The organism is Pseudonocardia sp., from assembly GCF_025465255.1.
In the GTDB taxonomy this organism is placed as follows: domain Bacteria; phylum Actinomycetota; class Actinomycetes; order Mycobacteriales; family Pseudonocardiaceae; genus Pseudonocardia.
In genome coordinates, this window is the sequence record NZ_JAODNI010000003.1 from 1 (window position 1) to 22,910 (window position 22,910).

At 73.7% G+C, this 22,910-nt stretch carries 18 protein-coding genes, 2 pseudogenes and 2 riboswitches; of the genes and pseudogenes, 13 read left to right on the forward strand and 7 right to left on the reverse strand.

From position 1 onward, the window contains the following. The 5 genes and pseudogenes from JWP64_RS00160 to JWP64_RS00180 all read left to right on the forward strand — a co-directional run. Window positions 1-311: pseudogene (locus JWP64_RS00160) on the forward strand (hypothetical protein); the annotation flags it as partial. 78 nt (window positions 312-389) lie between these two features. Beyond that, window positions 390-504, forward strand: a riboswitch (TPP riboswitch). Window positions 505-525: 21 nt separating this feature from the next. Further along, on the forward strand, window positions 526-1,539 hold the full coding sequence (locus JWP64_RS00165; protein ID WP_297490707.1) for an ABC transporter substrate-binding protein: 1,014 nt from the start codon (window positions 526-528) through the stop codon (window positions 1,537-1,539). After that, window positions 1,509-2,294 (forward strand): ABC transporter permease, encoded by a 786-nt coding sequence (locus tag JWP64_RS00170; RefSeq protein WP_297490710.1) that lies wholly within the window; start codon window positions 1,509-1,511, stop codon window positions 2,292-2,294. Before JWP64_RS00165 ends, JWP64_RS00170 begins: the two co-directional genes overlap by 31 nt. Further along, window positions 2,287-3,030, forward strand: a complete 744-nt coding sequence (locus JWP64_RS00175; protein WP_297490711.1) for an ABC transporter ATP-binding protein — start codon at window positions 2,287-2,289, stop codon at window positions 3,028-3,030. Before JWP64_RS00170 ends, JWP64_RS00175 begins: the two co-directional genes overlap by 8 nt. 24 nt (window positions 3,031-3,054) lie before the next feature. After that, window positions 3,055-3,291, forward strand: a complete 237-nt coding sequence (locus tag JWP64_RS00180) for a hypothetical protein (protein WP_297490713.1) — start codon at window positions 3,055-3,057, stop codon at window positions 3,289-3,291. Here the strand turns inward: JWP64_RS00180 and JWP64_RS00185 are convergent. Both JWP64_RS00185 and JWP64_RS00190 read right to left on the reverse strand, forming a co-directional pair. Then, window positions 3,278-4,729 (reverse strand): glycoside hydrolase family 140 protein, encoded by a 1,452-nt coding sequence (locus JWP64_RS00185; RefSeq protein ID WP_297490715.1) that lies wholly within the window; start codon window positions 4,727-4,729, stop codon window positions 3,278-3,280. The two genes, JWP64_RS00180 and JWP64_RS00185, sit on opposite strands and share 14 nt — an antisense overlap. Before the next feature lie 299 nt (window positions 4,730-5,028). Then, the gene (locus JWP64_RS00190) at window positions 5,029-5,694 is read right to left on the reverse strand and encodes a haloacid dehalogenase type II (RefSeq protein ID WP_297490716.1); all 666 of its coding nucleotides are present in this window, start codon (window positions 5,692-5,694) and stop codon (window positions 5,029-5,031) included. A gap of 97 nt (window positions 5,695-5,791) precedes the next feature. Between JWP64_RS00190 and cbiE the strand changes: the two genes are divergently transcribed. The 3 genes from cbiE to JWP64_RS00205 all read left to right on the forward strand — a co-directional run bounded on the left by cbiE (window position 5,792) and on the right by JWP64_RS00205 (window position 8,608). After that, window positions 5,792-7,048 carry a precorrin-6y C5,15-methyltransferase (decarboxylating) subunit CbiE gene (gene cbiE, locus JWP64_RS00195; protein ID WP_297490718.1) on the forward strand — a complete coding sequence of 419 codons (1,257 nt, stop codon included), beginning with the start codon at window positions 5,792-5,794 and terminating at the stop codon, window positions 7,046-7,048. Beyond that, a complete protein-coding gene (cobM, locus tag JWP64_RS00200) occupies window positions 7,045-7,785 on the forward strand; it encodes a precorrin-4 C(11)-methyltransferase (protein ID WP_297490720.1) in 741 nt (246 codons plus the stop codon). The genes cbiE and cobM overlap by 4 nt, the downstream gene beginning before the upstream one ends. 61 nt (window positions 7,786-7,846) lie before the next feature. Next, on the forward strand, window positions 7,847-8,608 hold the full coding sequence (locus JWP64_RS00205) for a cobalt-precorrin-6A reductase (protein ID WP_297490722.1): 762 nt from the start codon (window positions 7,847-7,849) through the stop codon (window positions 8,606-8,608). Here the strand turns inward: JWP64_RS00205 and JWP64_RS00210 are convergent. From JWP64_RS00210 to JWP64_RS00220, 3 genes are read right to left on the reverse strand one after another with little or no spacing between them, the layout of a single operon-like run. Further along, window positions 8,575-10,140, reverse strand: coding sequence for a precorrin-2 C(20)-methyltransferase (locus tag JWP64_RS00210; protein WP_297490725.1), 1,566 nt, complete (start codon window positions 10,138-10,140; stop codon window positions 8,575-8,577). The genes JWP64_RS00205 and JWP64_RS00210 overlap by 34 nt on opposite strands. A gap of 6 nt (window positions 10,141-10,146) precedes the next feature. Further along, window positions 10,147-10,773: a precorrin-8X methylmutase gene (locus JWP64_RS00215; RefSeq protein WP_297490727.1), complete on the reverse strand. Its 627-nt coding sequence runs from the start codon at window positions 10,771-10,773 to the stop codon at window positions 10,147-10,149. Further along, window positions 10,770-11,957, reverse strand: coding sequence for a precorrin-3B synthase (locus tag JWP64_RS00220; RefSeq protein ID WP_297490729.1), 1,188 nt, complete (start codon window positions 11,955-11,957; stop codon window positions 10,770-10,772). The genes JWP64_RS00215 and JWP64_RS00220 overlap by 4 nt, the downstream gene beginning before the upstream one ends. A 90-nt stretch (window positions 11,958-12,047) precedes the next feature. Next, window positions 12,048-12,173: riboswitch (cobalamin riboswitch) on the forward strand. A 109-nt stretch (window positions 12,174-12,282) separates the two neighbouring features. On the opposite strand from JWP64_RS00220, the gene cobN reads away from it, so the two are divergent. The 5 genes from cobN (at window position 12,283) to dacB (ending at window position 20,491) form a co-directional block, all read left to right on the forward strand. Next, the gene (gene cobN / locus JWP64_RS00225) at window positions 12,283-15,936 is read left to right on the forward strand and encodes a cobaltochelatase subunit CobN (protein ID WP_297490730.1); all 3,654 of its coding nucleotides are present in this window, start codon (window positions 12,283-12,285) and stop codon (window positions 15,934-15,936) included. Between the two features lie 169 nt (window positions 15,937-16,105). Further along, window positions 16,106-16,390: a zinc ribbon domain-containing protein gene (locus tag JWP64_RS00230; RefSeq protein WP_297490731.1), complete on the forward strand. Its 285-nt coding sequence runs from the start codon at window positions 16,106-16,108 to the stop codon at window positions 16,388-16,390. A gap of 22 nt (window positions 16,391-16,412) precedes the next feature. Next, the gene (gene fmdA, locus JWP64_RS00235) at window positions 16,413-17,660 is read left to right on the forward strand and encodes a formamidase (RefSeq protein ID WP_297490732.1); all 1,248 of its coding nucleotides are present in this window, start codon (window positions 16,413-16,415) and stop codon (window positions 17,658-17,660) included. Beyond that, window positions 17,657-18,685 carry an alpha/beta fold hydrolase gene (locus JWP64_RS00240; protein ID WP_297490733.1) on the forward strand — a complete coding sequence of 343 codons (1,029 nt, stop codon included), beginning with the start codon at window positions 17,657-17,659 and terminating at the stop codon, window positions 18,683-18,685. The genes fmdA and JWP64_RS00240 overlap by 4 nt, the downstream gene beginning before the upstream one ends. Before the next feature lie 180 nt (window positions 18,686-18,865). Then, entirely contained in the window at window positions 18,866-20,491 is a 1,626-nt protein-coding gene (dacB, locus tag JWP64_RS00245) for a D-alanyl-D-alanine carboxypeptidase/D-alanyl-D-alanine-endopeptidase (RefSeq protein WP_297490735.1), read from the forward strand. 25 nt (window positions 20,492-20,516) lie between these two features. On the opposite strand, the gene JWP64_RS00250 is transcribed toward dacB, so the two are convergent. Beyond that, window positions 20,517-22,145 (reverse strand): RecQ family ATP-dependent DNA helicase, encoded by a 1,629-nt coding sequence (locus JWP64_RS00250; RefSeq protein ID WP_297490737.1) that lies wholly within the window; start codon window positions 22,143-22,145, stop codon window positions 20,517-20,519. Further along, a pseudogene (locus JWP64_RS00255) lies at window positions 22,142-22,910 on the reverse strand (MFS transporter); the annotation flags it as partial. The gene JWP64_RS00250 and the pseudogene JWP64_RS00255, both read right to left, overlap by 4 nt.

A 22,910-nucleotide genomic window follows, 5' to 3' on the forward strand; every position in this document is an offset into this window, starting at 1 on the left:
CGCCACAGCAGCGGTCCGTCGAGGCGTCCGCCACCGCGGAGACGCAGGCGATCACCGTCCGGCGGCCCGGCGGCGGTCCGGAGGTCCCGCCCGGGCCGCGGCTCCCGCAGGGGAGTCCGGTCCCGCCCGCGTCGGACTTCCCGGAGCTGCTCCCACGGGCCCACCGCGGCTCCCGCCCCGCGGACCCGTGGCCGGACCTCGCGCGTGGCCGCCCCGCGTCCCGGCCGCACGAGGGTCCCGCGGACGCGGGGCCCGGGCCGGCCCCGTCGAGCGCGCGCCCCCGCGCCCGGCACCGCCGCACCGACGACTGACGGCCGGGCCCGTCCGTGATCGTCCGCACGCCTTCCGCCCGGCGCTGGCGGGGGCCGGGTACGGCACGTAGGGTTCGGATCCGTCACCGCGGGAGCACTCACGATCCGAGGCTGAGAGGACGGCAGGACCGGCCGTCGACCGTTCGCACCTGACCCGGTTAGCACCGGCGTAGGGAGGAACGCGTTGCGCGTCTCTGCACGTCGTCATCTGAGAGTGATCGCCCTCGTCCTGGGCGCGGTCCTGGTCCTCGCCGGCTGCGGCGGCACCACGGACTCCGGGAGGGGTGGCGCCACCCCCGCCCCGAGCACGGTCCGCATCGCGCTGGACTGGACGCCCAACACCAACCACACCGGGCTCTACGTCGCCCAGCAGCGTGGTTGGTTCCGCGACGCCGGCCTCGACGTGCAGTTCCTGCCGTACAACAGCACGTCCCCGGACACCCTCGTGGGCTCCGGGGCGGCCGAGTTCGGGATCAGCTTCCAGGACTCCTTCACCTTCTCGAAGGGCTCCGGCGCGGACATCACCTCGGTGATGGCCGTCCTGCAGCACTGGGGCAGCGAGGTCGCCGTCAAGGCGGACCGGGCGGACATCACCTCGCCCAAGGACCTCGACGGCAAGGTCTACGGCGGGTTCGGCGGCCCTGGTGAGGAGCCCAAGATGCGCCGCGTCATCCAGGACGCGGGCGGGCAGGGGACGTTCTCCACCGTCACGCTCGGCACGTCGGCCTACGAGGCGCTCTACGCCGGCCAGGTCGACTTCACCGAGCCGTTCGTCGCCTGGGAGGGCATCGAGGCGGAGTTGCGCGGCGAGCCGCTCAAGACCTTCAAGTACACCGACTACGGCTTCCCGGACGCCTACAACGTCCTGCTCGTCGGCAACTCCCCCTGGCTGCAGGCACACCCGGACCAGGCGAAGGCCTTCGTCCAGGCGGCCCAGCGCGGCTACCAGCTCGCCGCGGACGACCCGGCCGCCGCCGCGAAGGACCTCGAGGACGCCAACCCGGGCACCTTCAGCGAGCCCGAGCTCGTCCGCCGCAGTCAGGAGATGCTGGCGAAGGACTACCTGAAGGACGAGCAGGGGAAGGTCGGCACCCAGACGCTGGACCGCTGGAGCGGGTTCTCCGGCTTCCTGATCGACAACGGCGCCGTCGTCGACGCCGACGGCAAGCCCCTCGCCACCCGACCGGACTTCTCGACATGGTTCACCGACTCCTACCTCGCCTCCTGAGCCCGCGGCGGCTCCTCCCGCCGCTGGTGATCGTCGCGGCCCTGCTGGTGACCTGGCAGGTCGCGGTGACGGTCCTCGACGTGCGGCCCCAGGTGCTGCCGTCGCCGCTGCGGGTCGTCGAACAGGGTTGGGCGTTCCGCGATGCCCTGTGGGCCAACACGGTGCCGACCTTGCAGGTGACGGCGGTCGGCTTCGCGGTCTCGCTGGCTGTGGGCTGGGTGCTGGCGATCGTCGTCGACTTCTCGCCGTGGCTGCGCCGGGCGCTGGTGCCGCTGCTCGTCGCGTCCCAGACCCTGCCGATCGTCGCGATCGCCCCGCTGCTGATCATCTGGTTCGGCTTCGGGCTGCTGCCCAAGGTCGTGGTGATCGCGCTCGTGACGTTCTTCCCGATCGCCGTCGGGTTGATCGAGGGGTTCGCCGCGACGGACCGCGAGGCGTCGAACCTGCTGCGCAGCATGGGCGGCGACCGCTGGCAGGAGTTCCGCTACGTGCGACTGCCGGGGGCCATGCCGTCGTTCTTCACGGCGCTGCGGATCGGGATCACCTACGCGGTGACGGGCGCGATCTTCGCCGAGTACGTCGGGGCCCGGTCCGGTCTGGGGATCTTCATGAACCAGCAGAAGAACTCGTTCCGGACGGATCTGGTGCTGGCCGCGGTGGTCGTGACGGCGGTGATCAGCGTGGCGCTCTTCGGCCTGACGTTCCTGGTGCAGCGGCTGCTCGTCCCCTGGTACCGGAGGGACGCCCGTGCCTGAGCAGAAGATCGTGGTCGAGGGGCTGTCCGTCTCCTTCGGCGAGCTCCGGGTCCTGGACGACCTCTCCTTCGACGTCGCCCCCGGCGAGTTCGTGTCGGTCATCGGTCCCAGTGGCTGCGGTAAGAGCACCCTGTTCAACGTCCTGGCCGGGCTGCGGGAGCCGGACCGCGGGGCGGTGCTCGTCGACGGCGCCCCGGCCGGCCGGGAGACCTTCGGCTACATGCCGCAGAAGGACCTGCTCTTCCCGTGGCGCACCGTCCTGGACAACACGACGCTCGGCCTCGAGGTCGCCGGGATGCGCCGCCGGGACGCCCGGGAGAAGGCGCGGGCCCTGTTCGCGCCCTTCGGCCTGGCGGGGTTCGAGAGGTCGCGCCCGGGGGAGCTGTCCGGGGGGATGCGGCAGCGGGCCGCGCTGCTGCGGACGGTGGTCCAGGATCGCGAGGTGCTGCTGCTCGACGAGCCGTTCGGCGCCCTGGACTCGCTGACCCGCACCGCGATGCAGGAATGGCTGGAGGGCGTCCGCGCCCGTTACGGCTGGACGGTCCTGCTGATCACCCACGACATCCGGGAGGCGGTGTTCCTCTCCGACCGGGTCCTCGTGCTGTCCCCGCGCCCGGCGCAGGTCCGGCGGGAGGTCGCCGTCGACCTGGCCCGGCCCCGGGCCGTCGAGGTCGTGACGGATCCGGCGTTCGCCGCGGCCGAGGCGGAGCTGCTCGCGGCCCTGCGCGCCTCGTGACCCCGCCCTCGTAACCTGGGACCCGTGGCTCCAGAGATCACGTCCGGCGCGCTCAAGCACGGGATCACCGCGGACGCCATCCGCGCCGTGCTCGCGGAGCCGATCCGGCTCGTCCCGCAGGGGGACCGGCTGCTCTACATCGGGATCGGCCCGGACCGGAACCTCCTCGAGGTGGTCCTGGAGAAGGCGCCGGAGGGGGAGCGGGTGGTACACGCGATGCGCCTGCGCCCCAAGAACTACACCTATCTCAGCCGACGGTGACGCCTCGGGCGGGCGGGACCGAGGTGCCCGGCGCCGGGAGGTTCCACGCCGCGTCGTCCGCCACGAACACCCAGTCCCCGTCGTCCGGCGGGTCCACCGTGCGCTCCCCGGCCGGGCCGTCCGCGGCCTCGGGCACGGCCTCACCGGTGCGCGGGTCGAACCACCAGGTGCGCGCCGTGGGGCCGGCCAGTCCGGACATGTCGATCGTGAACTCGCGGGCCTGCGGCACGTAGGCCATCAGGTAGCTGCCGTCCGAGGCCTGGCTGGCCTGGATGCGGCCGGCGCCCTCGCCCGGGTCGGACACGAGGTCCGCGGGCGCGCCGAGGGTGTACGGCCGGGACTCCATCAGCGCCCGGAGGTGACCCATCTGGACGCCGGCCTCGGCCTCGAGCCCTTCCTCCCAGTTCCCGCGGGCGCCGAGCTCGGCCCGGCGTCCCCCGGTGCCGAGGAACTGCCAGACGGAGTGGTGGCCGTAGGTGTGGCCGAAGGCGCCGCCGAGCACGGACCAGTAGGCGTCGCTGCGCACGTCGACCGCCTTCGAGTAGCCGTCCTGCGGCTTCCAGCACCACGGGTGGTTCTCGTAGAGCGGCTCGCCGTCGAGGAACGGCTTGTCCGACGACGCCCCGAAGGTCGCGTTCACCAGCTTCCGCCGGACGTCGTAGCGGCGGCAGTGCCCGCCCTGGATCATGTTGACGTCCAGCCAGTCGTCGTCGTCGAACCATTCGGCCGACGTCTGGTCGCCCTGCGGGTGGTAGGTCATCAGGACGTCGCCGCCCGCGCCCTGTTCGATGCCGCGGGCCAGGGTCCGCCAGATGTCCTCCACCCCGTCCGCCGGGGCGTCGCCGCCGAGGACGTAGATCACCCGGTCGCCGTAGCGCTCGCCGACGAACTCGCCGTAGGCCTGCGCGTTCCGCTCGGTGAGCAGCGAGCCGACCTGGTCGTCCGCCCAGACCGGGAGGAGCGCGATCCGCAGGCCCCGCTGCGCGGCCTGCTCGACGACGTAGTCGACGTGGTCCCAGTAGTCGTACTGCCGGTCGTCGGCGGGGTCGGCACCCTCGGTGGTCACCAGGTTGTCCAGCGAGCCCTTGTACGGGTCGTCGCCCTGCCGGTTCGGGCCAGGCCCGCCGGCCTGCGGGAAGATCGCGACGGCCTGGATCACGGTGTAGCCCTGGGCCGCGCGGGCGTCGAGGTAGGTGACGACCTCGTCGCGGTCGAGGTTCAGCGGCAGGGACCACGCGGTGTCGCCCAGCCAGAAGAACGGCGCTCCGGACTCGTCGGCGAGGAAGCGGCCCTGGACGTGCAGCGGGCCGACGTTCCCCGGCGCCGTCGCGGCGGGCGGCCCGGTCGGGGGCTCCTGCGCGGGCACGGCCGCACCGCACGCGGCCGCCGTCGCGAGCACACAGCCGAGGAGGACGAGCGTCCGGGAGGCCCTGTTCACGCGTCTTCCGATCTCTGGTCCGATTCGTCCTGTCCGGCCCGAGCGTGCGCGACGAAAGATCACCGGACAAGGAGCGACACGGCGGTGCCCCCGGACCGGGTGACACACGAACGGGGAGAGGGGTGGGCGCGTCATCGTGTGCGGAGCGTGGCACGCGGCGCCCCAGGAGGGCACATCCTTCACAGCGTCCACTCAGGCAACTACCCGGCCGCCGACCGGACGGCGAGTGCGGCGGCGGCGTCAGCTGTGTGAGTGATCGATGTCGGCTACGCGCCGTGCGCTCACGGTGGGTGACGTACTCAGCCCAGCCGCGCGGCCAGGTCCACCAGGGACCGCACCGTGTGGTCCGGCGCGCGGACGTGCCCCGGGTAGGGCAGCCCCTCCCGGTCGACCCAGGCCGTGGCCAGGCCCGCTCGCGCGGCCCCGTGCAGGTCCCAGGGGTGCACGGCGACCATCAGCAGGTCGCCCGGGTCGGCCTCGCAGACCCGGGCCGCGTAGGCGTAGGCGCCGGGCGCGGGCTTCCAGATCCCCGCGTCGTCGACGGACAGGACGTGGGCGAAGTGCCCGCGCAGCCCGGCGTCGCCCAGCAGCTTCTCCGCGACGGGCACCCCGCCGTTGCTCAACGTCACCAGCCGCAGCCCGGCGTCGGAGAGCAGCCGGACCCCGTCGGCGACGTCCGGGTGCAGGGGCAGCGCGAGGAAGCCGTCGAGGACGTGCCGGACCGCCGCGTCGAGGTCCCGGTCGATCTCCACCCCGGTCAACAGGGTCCGGGCGACCTCGGCGGCCACCGTCGCGAACGGCTGCGAGTCCCCGCTCGCGGCGAGGGCGATGCCCTCCCGGAGGGTCGAGGCGAACCAGAGCGGGGCGAGGTGGGCCGGGGCGCCGAGGTCGGTGAAGCGCCCGGCCATCGGGCGCATGTCCGAGAGCGTCTCGTTGACGTCGAACACGACGGTCTGCACTGCCATGAGGTGATCGTCGCAGTGGCGCGACGGTGACGCACGACGCCCGGCCGGGGCGTCGCGGTCACGTAGGGTTTCCGGGGTTCGTCGAGAGGTGGAGCACGTGGGCGAGAGTCCGGTCAGGGACACGTTCGTGCAGCGGCAGGGCGCGCGACCGGCGGTCACGGTCGTCGGGATCGGGGCCGACGGGTGGAACGGCCTCGGCGGGTCCGCGCAGGACGCGCTCGCGTCCGCGGAGGTGATCCTCGGCGGGCCGCGGCAGCTGGAGCTGGTCTCCGGGCAGGTGAAGGCGGAGCTGGTGCCGTGGCCGTCGCCGCTGGTCCCGGCCCTGCCCGGGCTGCTGGAGCGTTACTCGGGGCAGCGGCTGTGCGCTCTCGCCTCCGGGGACCCCATGTTCTTCGGCCTCGGCGCCACCCTCGCCCGCACCATCGGGCCCTCGCGGATGCACGTGATCGCGCACCCGTCGTCGGTCACCCTGGCCTGCGCCCGGCTGGGCTGGCCCGCCGAGGACGTCGAGGTGGTCAGCGTCGTCGGCCGGCCGCTGGAGCGGGTGCGCCGCGCGGTCGCCCCCGGACGCCGGCTGCTCGTGCTCAGTGCGGGCGCGCAGTCCCCGCGGGCGCTCGCCCGCCAGCTCACCGCCGACGGCTACGGCCCCAGCAGCCTGACCGTGCTGGAGCAGCTCGGCGGGCGCAGCGAGCGGATCGAGACCGGCACCGCCGCGACCTGGGCGCACGTGCCTGGGGACGCGCTGAACGTCGTCGCGATCGAGTGCGAGGCGACCGCGGACGCGACCGTGCTCGGCGAGGTCCCGGGCCTGCCCGACGACGCCTACCTGCACGACGGCCAGCTCACCAAGCGCGAGGTCCGGGCCGTGACGCTCGCGCATCTCGCCCCGCGCCCGGACGAGCTGCTCTGGGACGTCGGCGGCGGCGCCGGGAGCATCGCGATCGAATGGATGCGCGCGCACCGCACGTGCCGGGCGATCGCGGTGGAGTCCAACCCCGGACGGGCGGCCGGGATCGCCGCGAACGCGGACGCGCTGGGCGTGCCCGCGCTGGAGGTCGTCACCGGGCGGGCACCGGACGCGCTGGCCGGGCTGCCCACGCCGGACGTCGTGTTCATCGGCGGCGGCGTGACCCGCGAAGGCGTGTTCGACGCCTGCTGGGCGGCGCTGCCCTCCGGCGGCCGGCTCGTCGCCAACGCGGTGACCGTGGAGGCCGAGACGGTGCTCGCCGCCGGTCAGGCGCGGTTCGGCGGCGCACTGGCGCGGGTGCAGGTGTCCCGCGCCGAGCCGGTCGGCGGGTTCCTGGGCTGGCGACCGAGCATGCCCGTCACGATCTGGAGCGCCGTCAAGTCATGACCGTCCACTTCATCGGCGCCGGCCCGGGCGCCGTCGACCTCCTGACGATCCGCGCCCGGGACCTCATCGCCGCTTCGCCCGTCTGCCTCTACGCGGGCTCGCTCGTGCCGCCGGAGATGCTCGAGATCTGCCCGCCGGAGGCCCGGACGGTCGACACCGCGCTCATGACGCTCGGCGAGATCGTCGAGGAGATGGAGCGGGCGCACGCGCACGGGCTCGACGTCGCGCGGCTCGCCTCCGGGGACCCGTCGGTCTTCTCGGCGATGGCCGAGCAGATGCGCCGCCTCGACGCCGCGGGCGTGCCCTACGACGTCTGTCCCGGGGTCCCGGCCTACGCCGCCGCGGCGGCCGCGCTGCGCCGCGAGCTGACCGTCCCGACCGTCGCCCAGACCGTCACGCTCACCCGGATCGCCGCCCGGGCGACCCCGATGCCGTCCGGCGAGTCCCTGGCGGCGCTGGGCACGGCAGGGGGCACGCTCGTGCTGCACCTGGCCGTCCACCGGATCGACGAACTGGTCAAGGAGCTCGTCCCGACCTACGGGACGGACTGCCCGGCGGCCGTCGTCGCGTACGCGTCCCGCGAGCACGAGATCGTCCTGCGCGGGCGGCTGGACGACATCGGGCACGCCGTGCACGACGCCGGCATCGAGCGGACCGCCGTCGTCATCGTCGGGCCGGCGCTGGCGGCGGAGCAGTTCCCGGACAGCCACCTCTACTCCGACTCCCGATGCCGTTGACCTGTGCGCGCGCAGCCTCGCCAGAACCGGTCTGCGCCCTCACGACCCCGCCTGACCTGCGATGACGGGTCCGCGCGTCCTCGTCCTGGGCGGGACCTCCGACGCCCGCAGGCTCGCGACGCTGCTGGACGGGCGGGCACAGGTCACGTCGTCGCTCGCCGGGCGGGTGCGGCAGCCGGTGTTGCCGCCGGGGGAGGTGCGGATCGGCGGGTTCGGCGGGGTGCCCGGGCTGGTCGCGTACCTGCGGGAGTCCGGGACCGACGTGATCGTCGACGCGACCCACCCCTTCGCGGCGCAGATGACCGCACACGCGGCGGCGGCCTCCCGCGCGACGGGGGTCCAGCTGGTCCTGCTGCGCCGCCCCGGGTGGGCGGTGGATCCGGGCTGGACGTCCGTGCCGTCCCTGGCTGCGGCGGCCGCGGTCCTTCCGGAGCTCGGGCGCCGGGTCTTCCTCACCACCGGCCGTCAGGACCTGGCGACCTTCGCGGATCTCGACGGCCTCTGGTTCCTCGTCCGCTCCGTCGACCCGCCGTCCGGGCGGACCCCACGGCACATGCACGCCGTCCTCGACCGCGGCCCGTTCACCGTCGAGGGCGAGCTCGCCCTGATGCGGGAGCACGCCATCGACCTCCTGGTGACGAAGGACAGCGGCGGCGCCATGACCGCCGCGAAACTCGAAGCGGCCCGCGCCCTGGGCGTCCCGGTCGTGATCGTCAGCCGCCCGCCGCTCCCACCCGGCTTCGTGCACATCCGAACCCCCGGTGAGTGCGTAGCCCTGTTAGAACAGGGCTACGCCCTCACAACCCCCTCTGAACTGGGGTAACTGCGTGGGGTGAAGACGGTCGTGCGGCCGTTGCGGTTGACCACCCGGGTCGTGGACGAGCCGATGATCAGCAGGGTGCGCATGTCGACCTGCTCGGGGTCCAGGTCCTCGAGCGTGGTGACCGTGATCCGCTCGCCGGCCCCACCGACGTCCCGGCCGAGGACCACCGGGGTCTCCGGGGCGCGGTGCTCCAGGAGCACGTCGCGGGCCGCGCCGACCTGCCACGGGCGGGCCTTCGAGCGCGGGTTGTAGATCGCGATCGCCAGGTCCGCCCGCGCGGCCGCGACCAGCCGCTCGGTGACCACGTCCCAGGGCTTGAGCCGGTCGGACAGCGAGATCATCGCGTAGTCGTGCCCCAGGGGAGCCCCGACGGCCGCGGCGACGGCCTGGGCCGCGGTCAGCCCGGGGAGCACCCGCACCGGGACGCCCAGGTACTTCTCCTCCGACGCCACCTCGAGCACCGCGGTCGCCATCGCGAAGACGCCCGGGTCGCCGGCGCTCACGACGGCCACCGACCGGCCCGACGCGGCCAGGTCCAGCGCGTGAGCGGCCCGCTCGGCCTCGACGCGGTTGTCGCTGGCGTGCCGGGTCTGCCGGGGGTTCGGCGGGACGCGGTCCAGGTAGGGCCCGTAGCCGACGAGGTCGTCCGCGGCGGCGAGGGCCGCCGCGACCTGCGGGGTCAGCCAGTCCCGGCCCGCGGGCCCGGTGCCGACCACGACGACCTCACCGATCCCCACGCGCGGCTGCCGCACCGTCGGCTCGGCGCGGCGCGCCGGCTCGGCCACCTCGTCCGGCACGGAGGAGGCGACCTCGCCCGGCAGCACCGCGAGTGAGAAGTAGGGGACCGACCCCGGGTCGACGTCCGCCAGCCGCCCGGTGCGCTGTCCGTCCATGGTGGCCCGCTCGACGAACCACGCGTCGTCGAGCCTGCCGGCGTCCGCGAAGGCGCCGCGGACGTTGCCGAAGGTGCGGCCGAGCTTCATGACGGCGGCGGAGTCCGTCTGCGCCAGGCGCCGGGCCAGCTCGTCGCGGGGAAGGGTTCCGGGCAGGATCGTGAGCACCTCGTCCCGCTCCACCAGCGGCCGGCCGAGCGCGGCCGCGGCGGCGCTCACCGAGGTGACCCCCGGGACGACCTCGGCGTGGAAGCGCCCGGCGAGCCGCTTGTGCATGTGCATGTAGGAGCCGTAGAAGAGCGGGTCGCCCTCGGCGAGCAGCACGACGTCCCGCCCCGCCTGCAGGTGGGCCGCGAGGCGTTCGGCGGCCTCGACGTAGAACTCGTCGATCGCGCCCTGGTAGCCGCCGGGGTGGTCGGTGGTCTCGGTGGTGACCGGGTAGACCAGCGCCTCCTCGATCTGGTCCCCGCGCAGGTGCGGCTCGGCGATGCGGCGGGCGATCGAACGGCCGTGCCGGGCGGAGTGGTAGGCGACGACGTCCGCGGCGCCGATCAGCCGGGCGGCCTTGATCGTGACGAGTTCGGGATCGCCGGGGCCGAGGCCCACCCCGTACAGAGTTCCGGGGCGCGGTACTGACATCTCTGGCTACTCCTGCTCGCTGGCCAGCGCGTTGAGCGCGGCGGCGGTGATCGCGGAACCGCCGCGACGGCCGTGCACGACGAGGAACTCCAGGTCGGTGCGCTCGGACAGGGCCTGCTTGGACTCCGCGGCGCCGATGAAGCCGACCGGGATGCCGAGGACCGCGGCGGGCCGGGGCGCGCCGGCGTCGATCATGTCGAGCAGGTGGAACAACGCCGTCGGCGCGTTCCCGACGGCGACCACGGCGCCGTCGAGCTTGTCCCGCCACAGCTCCAGCGCGGCGGCGGAACGGGTGGTGCCGAGGTCGCGCGCGAGGTCCGGGACCCGGGGATCGCGCAGCGTGCAGAGCACCTCGTTGTCCCTCGGCAGCCGGGCCCGGGTGACGCCGGAGGCGACCATCATCGCGTCGCAGAGGATCGGGGCACCGTTCCGCAGTGCCTCGCGCGCCTGCCCGACGACGCCCGCCGAGTAGCCGATGTCCGCGGGGAGGTCGACCTGCCCGCACGCGTGGATCATGCGGACGGCCAGGTAGGCGACGTCCGGGGGCAGGCCCGTCAGATCCGCCTCCGCCCGGATCGTGGCGAAGGAACGGCGGTAGATCTCGGCGCCGTCGCGGAGGTAGTCGGTGCTCATGGCTGGGTCCTTGCGAGTGCGGTGAAGAGGTCCGGCACGGGTGTGCCGTCGATCTCGTAGCGGCCGTCGGGCCGGGCGACGACGTCGGTGTGCGGCCCGTGCGGCGCGCCGCAGCGTCGCACACAGCCGACCACGTGGGCGGTCGTCGTGACCCCCAGCTCGATGAGCGCTCGGGCGTCCGCCCGGACGTCGGCGTGGGACTTCGCGCAACCGGGTCGTCCGGCGCAGGCGCTGACGCCGAGGGCGGGGTGGTCGGGGTCGACGACGAGACCGTGGGCGCGCAGGGCGCCGCGGGCGCCCGGCGTGGGGGAGGGGAGGACGAGCGAGCGCCAGGGGGTGACGATCGCGGGGTCGCTGGTGTCCGCGAGCGCGCGGAGCTGCCCGGCGGACAGCTCACCGAGCACGGGTGCGACGCCCAGTGCGCGCCCGCCGATCGGCCCGACAGGCGCAGCGTGATCACGATCCGGGGAGCGGGAGCGCCCCGGGACGTCGCTGCCGCTCCCGAGATAGTGATCTTCGTCAAGCGCGGCGGCGATCCGTCCCGGGGCATCGGCCAGTTCCCGGACGCGCCAGGCCTGTACCTCGTCCGCGGCGCGCAGCGTGAGAAACACCTCAGCCGCGGTGAGCAGCAGCTCGGGCGCGTCCTCCCGGGTGGCGCTCACGTCCGTCGCCACCCCCGCGACCTGCAGGAACCCTTCCGACGGGCCGGTGGCGACCCAGCACAGGTCGGGCTCCTCCGCCGCCACGTCCCCCCGCCCGTCGTCGAAGGCGAAGAGGATCCGGCCCGGCAGCGAGGCGAGGCCCGGACGTGCGCACAGCCCGTCGTCGAAGGCGGAGGCGAGCCCCCGGACGTCCGCCAGACCGCCGTGCAGGCCGCTCAGCGGAGAGGCCAGGACGTTCCGCACGCGCTCGTGCGAGGGGGCGGGGACGAGACCGGCGTCGACCAGCCGGGAGACCAGCCGCGGATCGTCCCGGTCGAGACCCCTGAGCTGCACGTTCCCTCGCGACGTCAGGTGCGCCGCGCCGTCGCCGAGATCCTCCGCGCAGGAGGCCAGCACCCGGAGCTGGGCCGCCGTCACGACCCCGCCCGGCAGCCGGACGCGGGCGAGCGCGCCGTCAGCCGAGTCGTGCGGCGCAAGGACGCCGGGACAGGCGTCGGCGCGGGTCCGGACCGGGAGGGGCACGGGGTCACTGTAAACACGCCCCGTCGGCTTGACGCGCGGTCAGCTCGTTGCGGACAGTGGTCTGCGACAACCACATAGGGCGCGTGGGTCCAGGAAGCCGGTGCGAGTCCGGCGCGGTCCCGCCACTGTCACCGGGGAGCGAACCCCGCCACACGCCACTGGCCCGCGAGGGTCGGGAAGGCCGGGGCGAGCACCGATCCGGGAGCCAGGACACTGCCCCACGCACCTGTGCGCGCCCGCGCGCACGACCACTCTGACCAGGGACGAGGATCCCGAGGAAGGCTGTAGCTGTGACGTGCTGTGCCGCGCGCCGGGAGTGCTCCCGGTGATCCTGCTCCTCTCGACGTCCGACACGGACCTGCTGTCGGCGCGCGCCTCGGGCGCGGACTACCGGCTCGCCAACCCCAACCGTGTGCTGCTCGACGAGCTCCCGGCCATGGCGGCCGAGGCGGACGTCGTGGTCGTCCGGGTCCTTGGCGGCTACCGGTACTGGGAGGAGGGGCTGGACCTCCTGCGCGCATCGTCGACCCCGCTCGTCGCGCTCGGCGGCGAGATGGCACCGGACGCCGAGATGATGGCGCTCTCGTCGGTCCCCGCGGGCGTCGCGGCGGAGGCGCACACCTACCTCGCGCAGGGCGGCACCGACAACCTCGCGCAGCTGCACGCGTTCCTCAGCGACACCGTCCTGCTCACCGGTGAGGGCTTCGCGCCGCCGGTCGCGCTGCCGGAGTGGGGGGTCCTCGAGCGGCCCGCCGCCGAGCTCGACGGGCCGACGGTCGCGGTGCTCTTCTACCGCGCCCAGCAGATCGCCGGGAACACCGCGTACGTCGAGGCACTCTGCCAGGCGATCGAAGCCAAGGGCGCGCGGCCGCTCCCGATCTTCTGCGCGTCGCTGCGGCAGGCCCCGGCCGCGCTGCTGGACACGCTCCGGGACGCCGACGCCATGATCGTCACCGTGCTCGCGGCGGGCGGCACGAAGCCCGCCTCCGCGCAGGCCGGCGGCGAGGACGAGGAGTGGGACGTCACCGAGCTCGCCGCGCTCGACGTCCCGATCCTGCAGGGCCTGTGCCTCACCTCCAGCCGCGCCACCTGGGAGGAGAACAACGACGGGCTGTCCCCGCTGGACGTCGCCACGCAGGTGGCGGTCCCGGAGTTCGACGGCCGGCTGATCACCGTCCCGTTCTCGTTCAAGGAGATCGACGCGGACGGGCTCAGCGTCTACGTGCCCGATCACGAGCGCGCGCTCCGGGTCGCCGGGATCGCCGTGCGGCACGCGCTGCTGCGGCGCATCCCGAACGCGGACAAGAAGATCGTCCTGATGCTGAGCGCGTACCCGACCAAGCACGCCCGGATCGGCAACGCCGTCGGGCTGGACACGCCGGCCAGCACCGTCGCGCTGCTCGAGGCCATGGGCAAGGCCGGATACGACGTCGGAGACTTCCCGGGCGTCACGGCACAGGACGGCGACGTGCTGATCCACGCGCTCATCGAGGCCGGCGGGCAGGACCCGGACTGGCTCACCGAGGAGAAGCTCGCGGGTAACCCGGTCCGCATCTCCGCGGCGCAGTACCGGCGCTGGTTCGAAACCCTGCCCGAGGACTTCCGCGCGGGCGTCGAGGAGCACTGGGGGCCCGCGCCCGGCGAGCACTACGTGCAGGACGGGGACATCGTCGTCGCGGCGCTGCGCTCGGGGAACGTCACCCTGATCGTCCAGCCGCCACGCGGGTTCGGCGAGAACCCGGTCGCGATCTACCACGATCCGGACCTGCCGCCGTCGCACCACTACCTGGCGGCCTACCGCTGGCTCGCGGCCTCCACGCAGGACGGCGGGTTCGGCGCCGACGCCGTGGTCCACATCGGCAAGCACGGCAACCTGGAGTGGCTGCCGGGCAAGACCTCGGGGATGAGCGCCTCTTGCGGCACCGACGCCGCCCTCGGCGACCTTCCACTGATCTACCCGTTCCTGGTCAACGACCCGGGCGAGGGCACGCAGGCCAAGCGCCGGGCGCACGCGACGCTCGTCGACCACCTGATCCCGCCGATGGCCCGCGCCGAGACCTACGGAGACATCTCGCGGCTGGAGCAGCTCCTCGACGAGCACGCGAACATCTCGGCGCTGGACCCGGGCAAGCTCCCCGCGATCCGGCAGCAGATCTGGACGCTGATGCAGGCGGCCAAGCTGGACCACGACCTCGGGCTGTCCGAGCGGCCGCACGAGGCCGAGTTCGACGACTTCCTGCTGCACGTCGACGGCTGGCTGTGCGAGATCAAGGACGTCCAGATCCGGGACGGTCTGCACGTCCTCGGGCTCGCGCCGACCGGGGACAGCCGGGTGGACCTCGTCCTCGCGATGCTGCGGGCCCGGCAGATGTGGGGCGGCGAGCAGAACGTGCCCGGCCTGCGCGAGGCGCTCGGGCTCGTCGAGGACGGGAGCGAGCAGAAATCCAGGGTCGACGAGGTCGAGGCCCTCGCGCACGCCCTCGTCGCGGACATGGAGGCGGCGGGCTGGGACGCCGACGCGGCCCCTGCGATCGTCGACGACCGGCTTCGCACATTCGGTGACCCGAAACCGCCGACTCGCGGGGGCCAGGATTCCGCGAGTCGGCAGTTCCGGTCGTCTGAAACCCACGCGACCGTCGAGAAGATCCTCCGGTTCGCCGCCGACGAGGTGGTCCCGCGGCTCGCGGAGACCTCGCAGGAGATCGCCCGGGTGCTGCACGCGCTGAACGGCGGGTTCATCCCCGCGGGCCCCTCCGGCTCGCCGCTGCGCGGGCTGATCAACGTGCTCCCGACCGGCCGCAACTTCTACTCCGTCGACCCGAAGGCCGTGCCGTCGAAGCTCGCCTGGGAGACCGGGCAGGCGATGGCGGAGTCGCTCGTCGAGCGGTACCGCAGCGACCACGACGGCGAGTACCCGCGCTCCGTCGGGCTGTCCGTCTGGGGCACGAGCGCGATGCGGACGAGCGGCGACGACGTCGCGGAGGTCTTCGCGCTGCTCGGCGTCCGGCCGGTCTGGGACGAGGCCAGCCGCCGGGTCACCCGGCTCAAGGTGATCGACCTCGACGAGCTGGGCCGTCCCCGCATCGACGTCACGGTCCGCATCTCCGGCTTCTTCCGCGACGCGTTCCCGCACGTCCTGGCCCTGCTCGACGACGCGGTGCAGCTCGTCGCGAACCTCGACGAGACCGCCGAGCAGAACTTCGTGAAGGCCCACGTCACGCTCGACGAGCAGCGCACCGGCGACCGGCGGCGCGCCACCACGCGGATCTTCGGCTCCAAGCCGGGGACCTACGGGGCGGGCCTGCTCCAGCTCGTCGACTCCCGGAACTGGCGCGACGACGCCGACCTCGCCGAGGTCTACACGACCTGGGGCGGCTACGCCTACGGCCGCGGGCTCGACGGCGCGCCCGCCCGCGACGACATGGAGACCGCCTACAAGCGGATCACGGTGGCGGCGAAGAACACCGACACCCGCGAGCACGACATCGCGGACTCCGACGACTACTACCAGTACCACGGCGGCATGATCGCCACGGTCCGCGCGCTCACCGGCTCCGCGCCCGAGGCGTACGTCGGGGACTCGACCCGGCCCGAGGCCGTCCGCACCCGGACGCTGCACGAGGAGACCGCGCGCGTCTTCCGCGCCCGGGTGGTGAACCCGCGCTGGATCGAGGCGATGCGCCGCCACGGGTACAAGGGCGCCTTCGAGATGGCCGCGACGGTGGACTACCTGTTCGGCTGGGACGCCACCACCGGCGTCGTCGCCGACTGGCAGTACGAGAAGCTCAGCGAGACCTACGTCCTGGACCCGGACAACCGCAAGTTCCTCTCCGAGTCCAACCCGTGGGCGCTGCACGGCATGGCCGAACGCCTGCTCGAGGCTGCGGAGCGCGGGCTGTGGGAGGCGCCGGAGCAGGCCACCCTGGACGCGCTGCGGCAGGCCTACCTGGAGACCGAAGGCGACCTCGAGGAGGGGTGATCCCCGCGGGTCGGCCGTTTCCGTCGATCGAAACGCACCTCCCGAACGTCCGGGACGTGTGGTTCGGACGACCGGAAGTGCCGACTCGCGGAGACCGCAGCGCTTGACGGATTCGGTGTCGATCGAAATAGTTCAGGTCGACAGTAGGACTCTCGACGAGGGAGCCGCCGTGCCGACCTACGCCTTCCGCTGTCCGCGTTGCGGCGGTTTCGACCTGGTCCGGCCCATGGCCGACGCCGGCGCGCCCGCGTCCTGCCCGGACTGCGCGACCCCGGCCCGCCGGGTGTTCGGCGCGCCGGCCCTGCGCTCCCTCGACCCCGGGATGCGCCGTGCGCTGGACACGAGCGCCGCGAGCGCGGACGCGCCCGCCGTCGTCGGCGGGGTCCCCGGGCGCAGCCGGCAGGCGATCCCGACGAGCACGGACCCCCGTCACGCCCGTCTGCCCCGTCCCTGATCCCACCGGCCCGGAGGTCCCAGTGCCCGACGTCGTCTTCTCCGTCGACCAGGCTCGTTCCATGCGGGACCAGGCGGTCCCCGGCCACAACCGCTGGCATCCGGACGTCCCGCCCGCCGTCACGGTCCGCCCGGACTCCACGATCCGCGTGGAGTGCCGGGAGTGGACGGACGGGCAGATCGGCAACAACGACTCCGCGAACGACGTGCGCGACGTCGACCTCACGCACGCGCACATGCTCTCCGGGCCCATCGCCATCGAGGGCGCGGAGCCGGGGGACCTGCTCGTCGTCGACATCCTGGACCTCGGGCCCGTCCCGCAGGAGACCGGCGACTCGCCCGGCCAGGGCTGGGGCTACACCGGCATCTTCTCGAAGCAGAACGGCGGTGGCTTCCTCACCGACCGGTTCCCCGACGCCTACAAGGCGATCTGGGACTTCGCCGGGCAGAAGTGCACGTCACGGCACATCCCGGGGGTCAGCTACACGGGCATCACGCACCCCGGCCTGTTCGGGACGGCGCCGTCGCCCGAGCTCCTCGGCCGCTGGAACGCCCGCGAGCGGGCGCTGATCGCCACGGACCCGGACCGCATCCCGGCGCTCGCCCTGCCCCCGCTCGAGGAGAACACGCTGGGCGGCACGGCCAGCGGTGACGTGCTGGCCGCGATCGCCCGCGACGGCGCCCGGACCGTCCCGGCGCGGGAGAACGGCGGCAACCACGACATCAAGAACTTCACCCGCGGCTCGCGCGTCTTCTACCCGGTGCACGTGCCCGGCGCGCTGTTCTCCGGCGGTGACCTGCACTTCTCCCAGGGTGACGGCGAGATCTCCTTCTGCGGCGAGATCGAGATGGGCGGGTTCATCGACTTCCACGTCGACCTCATCAAGGGCGGCATGGAGACCTACGGCGTCACGACCAACCCCATCCTCATCCCGGGCAATGTCGAGCCGCGGTACTCGGAGTTCCTGACCTTCATCGGGATCGGCGTGGACCACGAATCGGACACCCAGCTCTACAACGACGCGACGGTCGCCTACCGCAACGCGTGCCTCAACGCCGTCACCTACCTGGAGAAGTTCGGCTACTCGGGGCCGCAGGCGTACCTGCTCCTCGGGTCCGCGCCGATCGAGGGCCGGGTCTCGGGCGTCGTCGACATCCCGAACGCCTGCTGCTCGCTCTACCTGCCGACGGCGATCTTCGACGTCGACATCCGGCCGTCGGCGAGCGGTCCGATTCGCAGGGACCGGGGAAGCTGCGCGGTGTCGTCATGACCGGGGCCGAGGCGCCCTACCAGGTCCACGAGCTCCCGGACTTCACCCTGGAGTGCGGCGCGACCCTGCGCCCGGCCCGGGTGGCGTACCGGACCTACGGGGAGCTGAACGCCGACAAGAGCAACGCGATCGTTTATCCGACCTGGTACTCCGGGCGGCACTGGGAGAACGAGTGGCTCATCGGCGACGGCATGGCCCTCGATCCGGCGCGGTGGTTCGTCGTCGTGCCGAACATGCTGGGCAACGGGCTCTCGTCGTCGCCGTCGAACACCCCGCCGCCGTGGGACCGGGCGCGCTTCCCGCGGATCTCGGTACGGGACAACGTCGAGTCGCAGTACCGGCTCGTCACCGAGGCGTTCGGGATCGAGACGCTGCCGCTCGTGCTCGGCTGGTCGATGGGCGCAGGCCAGACCTACCAGTGGGCGGTCAGCCACCCGGAGATGGTGCAGCGGATGCTGCCGTTCTGCGGGTCCCCGCGGACCGCCCCGCACAACAAGGTCTTCCTCGACTCGCTGCGGGCGGCGCTCACCGCGTCCGTCGGGTTCGACGGCGGCTGGTACCCCCCGGACGACTGGCCGGTGAACGGGCTGCGCGCGTTCGCCCGGATCTATGCCGGCTGGGGCTTCTCCCAGGCCTTCTACTGGGACGAGGTCTGGCGCGAGCTCGGCTACACCTCGCTGGAGGACTTCTGCGTCGGCTTCTGGGAGGGCTTCTTCCTCGACGGCCGGGACCCGAACAACCTGTTGACCATGCTCGACACCTGGTGGCAGGGCGACGTCGGGACCACGCCGGGCTTCTCCTCCACCGAGGAGGCCCTGGGCTCGATCCGGGCGAAGGCGATCGTGATGCCGGCGGAGAAGGACCTGTACTTCCCGCCCGAGGACGAGCGGTGGGCCGTCTCGCACATGCGGGACGCTGAGCTGCGGGTGATCCCCGGGGTGTGGGGGCACTTCGCGGGGGGCGGGGCGAACCCGGTGGACACGGCGTTCATCGACGCCGCGGTCGCCGAGCTGCTGGCCCGCTGACCAGGTCCTGACCGGCGCGGCGGCCGGTGCTTGCCACGGTCGCCGCGGGCCGGGGATGCTGGGGCCGCCGATCCGTCGGGGAGTCGCGCCGCTGTGGTGCTCCGGAGGCGATGCCGGGCGTCCGCGGGGTGAGGGATCACCACCCGCGCACCTCGGTGCCCGTCCGAAGGGGACGACCGAATGGCCTCCGATCTCCGACCCGGCGCCGCGACCGGCCGTCGCGCCTTCCTCCGTGCCTCCGCGGGAGGCGCGGCCGTCCTCGCCGCCGCGGCCTGCACGACCTCCACCGCGCCCGCGCCGCAGCCGCCGCCGGGCTCCGCCCCGGCCACGCCGGCGCCGGTCCCGATCCCCCCGGCCGCCACGGAGGTCATGCGGGGTCCGCGGTACGCGCTCAGCCGGTGGTTCGCCCACGTCTCCGACCGGGCGACCGGCGAGGAGCTGGTCGCCCTCAACTCCGGGGACCTGGTGCTGCCCGCCTCCACGACCAAGCTGTGGTCGACCGCCTGCGCCCTGGACACCTTCGGCCCGGACTTCCGGTTCGAGACCCCGGTGTACCGCCGGGGCACGCTCGCCGGGGACGTCCTGCGCGGCGACCTGGTGCTGGTGGCCGGCGGGGACCTCACGATGGGCGGCCGGGACACCCCGGAGGGCACGCTCGCCTTCACCCCGCTCGACCACGCCGAGGCCAATTCGCTGCCCGGCGCGACGCTGACGCCGCAGGACCCGCTGGCCGGGCTGGACGACCTGGCCCGGCAGGTCGCGGCGTCCGGGCTGCGGCGGGTCGAGGGCGACGTCCTCGTCGACGCCCGGATGTTCGACCAGACCCCGAAGGACGACTACCTGCTCACCCCGATCATGATCAACGACAACCTGGTCGACCTGACGATCACGCCCGGAGCGGCCGGGGCCGCGGCGACGCTCTTGTCCCGGCCGGTGACGGCGGCCTACCAGGTCCGGTCGACCGTGACCACCGGCGGCGACGGTCCCGCGACGGTCGCGGTGTCCACACCGGAGCCCGGTGTGCTCCAGGTCGACGGCGAGGTCCCGGCCGGTGCCCCGGTGCTGCGGGTGGAGCAGGTGGCCGACCCGCAGTCGTTCGCGCGGACGCTGTTCGTCGAGGCGCTCGCGCGGGCGGGGGTCGCCGTGACGGCCTCGCCGACGGGCCCGAACCCCGTCGCCGCCCTGCCCGCGGCCGGTTCCTACGCCGATGCGGACCGGGTCGCCCTGCACCGCTCGCTGCCGTTCGCCCAGAACCTGCGCCTGATCAACAAGGTCAGCATGAACGTCCAGGCGGACACCCTGATCATGCTGATCGCCGTCCGGAACGGGAAGCGGACGCGCGAGGAGGGCATGGAGCTGCTCGTGCCGTTCGTCCACAAGGCCGGCATCGACCCGGCGACGCTCTCGCTGTCCGACGGCCGCGGCAACGAGTACACGGACCTCTTCACGCCGCGGACCGTCGCCGCCCTGCTCCGGTACATGGCGACCCGGCCGGACTTCGCCACGTACCGCGACTCGCTGCCGGTGTTCGGGGTGGACGGAACCGAGAGCGCCGTGGTGGCCGCGGACAGCCCGGTGGTCGGCAGGATCGCCGCGAAGAGCGGCACGACGGTCGCCGGCGACGTGATGAACGGCCGCGCCCTGGTGATGACCCGCGGCAACGCCGGTTACATGACGTCCAGGAGCGGGCGCGAGACGATCGTCGCCGCCTACGTCATGCACACGCCCGTCGGGGCCATCGACGAGGTGTTCGACGTGGCCAAGGACGTCGCGACGGTGGTGTCGGCCCTGTGGGACGCGACCTGAGCAGGGACCCGGCTCCTGCCGGACCTCACCCGTTCTCGCGGACCTCGAGCAGGTCGTTGTCCCGCACGACGTCCCGGGAGAGCGTCGTGTAGCCGTGGTCGTCGAACAGCACGGTGAACCGGTCGTCCTCGGTCGAGAGCACCACGCCGTCGCCCCATTTCGGGTGCCGGACCGGTGTGCTCGAGGTCAGGCCGTCGTCGTCGGTGGGAACGTGCTCCTGCGCGGTGCCCCGCTCGCAGGTGTCGCAGTGGCCGCACGCCTCGTCCCGCTGCTCGCCGAAGTAGCCGAGCAGGTGACGGCGGCGGCAGCCGGTCGCCTCGGCGTACTCGCGGACCACGTCGATCCGGGAACGGACGAGCCGGCGGTGCCGCTCCGCCGCCGCGACGGCCGCTTCCACCGCCTGCTCCGTGGGCGCCTCCCCGGCGAGGGAGACCCGGCCCTCGCCGGACGTGTGCACGGCACCCACCTGTTCGAGCAGGTTGACGGCGTTGGTCCGCCGGGCCGGTGACAGCCCCGCCGCCTCGCCGAGGTCGCGCACCGCCCTCGGCCCGTCCGCCAGGGCGTCCAACACGGCGCGCAGTGCGGCCGGCTTGGGCCGGTGGGCGGTGAGGAACCGCTGCAGCCGCAGGTCGTCGTGATGGTGGTGCAGCTCCGCGACAGCGGGCCGGCCGTCCCGGCCCGCCCGGCCGATCTGCTGGTAGTACGCGTCGAGTGACCCGGGCGAGGCCGCGTGCAGGACGAACCGCACGTCCGGCTTGTCGATGCCCATGCCGAACGCCGAGGTGGCGGCGACGACGTCGAGCGAGCCGGCGAGGAACCCCTCGTGCACCTCGTCGCGCACGGCCCGGCGCAGCCCCGCGTGGTAGGCCGCCGCCCGGAACCCGCGGGCCGCCAGGTCCCCGGCGTACGCCTCGGCCTCCTTGCGCGTCGCGGTGTAGAGGAGCCCGGGGAGGTCCAGCTCGCCGACCCGCTCCAGCAGCTCCCGGCGGCGGAGGTCCTTGTCCGCGTACACGAGCGCGGTGAGGTGGATCTCCGGCCGGTCGAAGCCCGCGACGATCTCACGCGGGTCCCGCAGCCCGAGCCGCTCCACGATGTCCGCGCGCACGGGGGGCGCGGCGGTGGCGGTCAGGGCGGCCACCGGCGGGTGCCCCAGCCGGTCGATCACCGAGCCGAGCCGGAGGTAGTCCGGCCGGAAGTCGTGGCCCCACTCGGAGACGCAGTGGGCCTCGTCGACCACGAACAGTCCGACGCCGGCCGCCCGCAGCCGGTCGAGGACGTCGTCCTTCACGAGCTGCTCCGGGGCGAGGAAGAGATAGCGTGCCTCCCCGCTCGCGAACGCCTCCCACGCGTTCTTCGTCTCGGCGGCGCGCTGGGCGGAGTTGACCTCGACCGCGTCCGGCACGTCGTGCAGGGCCAGCCCCTCCCGCTGGTCCCGCTGCAGGGCGAGCAGCGGCGACACGACGACGGCGGGGCCGTCCCGCAGCAGCGCCGGCACCTGGTAGATCGCGGACTTGCCCGCGCCGGTGGGCAGCACGGCGAGCACGTCACGCCCGCCGACCAGCTCCTCCATCGCGGCGGACTGGTCGGCGGTCAGCCGGTCCCAGTCGAACCGGTCCGCCGCGGCCCGCCGCAGCCGCTCCCGTACGTCGCTCATGGTGGAGGCCGATACCCGGCCCGGCTTGGCTCACTCCTCGGCGCGGATCTCGTGCGGGACGCCACGGTTCTGGCCGCCACGGCAGCGCCCGTGAGGGCGAGGACCGTCAGCACGGCCAGCAGGATCGGCATCGCGGCCGCCGGGGAGGCGAGGAGGGCGAGCAGCGCGCCGCCCGCGCCGACGAGCGCGGCCTGGGACAGCGAGTCCGCGAGCTGCCCCGCGGAGGAGTGGAAGCCCACCTCGTCACCGGTGGAGTGGGCCAGCAGCAGGTAGGACAGGGACGAGAAGCCCAGGCCCATGCCGACCCCGCCGACCGCGCAGAACGGCAGCGCCAGCCACGCCACCCCCCAGGCCGGGGCGACGAGGAGCAACCCGGCCGTCGACACGGCGATCGCGAGGAAGCCGATCCGCAGCAGCCGCGGCCGCGGGAGGTCGGGGTGGCGGCCCTGCCACGCCGCGGCCGAGGACCAACCCAGCGACGCGACGATCAGCGGCACGCCCGCGAGCGGGAGGGACCATCCGTGCGTCGCGGTCAGGATCAGCGGCAGGAACGCGTTCACGGTGAAGAACGCCCCGCCGATCAGCGCCCTACCCGCGACGACGGCCGCGATGCCCGGCCGGGACCGGAACGTCCCCACCGGGACGAGCCGGCGCAGCGACGGGACCAGCAGCCCGACCGCCGCGGCGGCCACGACCGCACCCGTGACCGTCGAGTGCTGGGCGGCCCAGCTCAGCCCGGCGACCCCGGCCGCGGCGGCGAACGCG

What these genes read in the sequence shown, in the direction of transcription:
- JWP64_RS00170 (WP_297490710.1), top strand. Translation starts at nt 1,509, where the DNA reads ATGGTTCACCGACTCCTACCTCGCCTCCTGAGCCCGCGGCGGCTCCTC.
- JWP64_RS00190 (WP_297490716.1), bottom strand. Translation starts at nt 5,694, where the DNA reads ATGGCAGTGCAGACCGTCGTGTTCGACGTCAACGAGACGCTCTCGGAC.
- cobM (WP_297490720.1), top strand. Translation starts at nt 7,045, where the DNA reads ATGACCGTCCACTTCATCGGCGCCGGCCCGGGCGCCGTCGACCTCCTG.
- JWP64_RS00205 (WP_297490722.1), top strand. Translation starts at nt 7,847, where the DNA reads ATGACGGGTCCGCGCGTCCTCGTCCTGGGCGGGACCTCCGACGCCCGC.
- JWP64_RS00210 (WP_297490725.1), bottom strand. Translation starts at nt 10,140, where the DNA reads ATGTCAGTACCGCGCCCCGGAACTCTGTACGGGGTGGGCCTCGGCCCC.
- JWP64_RS00215 (WP_297490727.1), bottom strand. Translation starts at nt 10,773, where the DNA reads ATGAGCACCGACTACCTCCGCGACGGCGCCGAGATCTACCGCCGTTCC.
- JWP64_RS00240 (WP_297490733.1), top strand. Translation starts at nt 17,657, where the DNA reads ATGACCGGGGCCGAGGCGCCCTACCAGGTCCACGAGCTCCCGGACTTC.
- dacB (WP_297490735.1), top strand. Translation starts at nt 18,866, where the DNA reads ATGGCCTCCGATCTCCGACCCGGCGCCGCGACCGGCCGTCGCGCCTTC.
- JWP64_RS00250 (WP_297490737.1), bottom strand. Translation starts at nt 22,145, where the DNA reads ATGAGCGACGTACGGGAGCGGCTGCGGCGGGCCGCGGCGGACCGGTTC.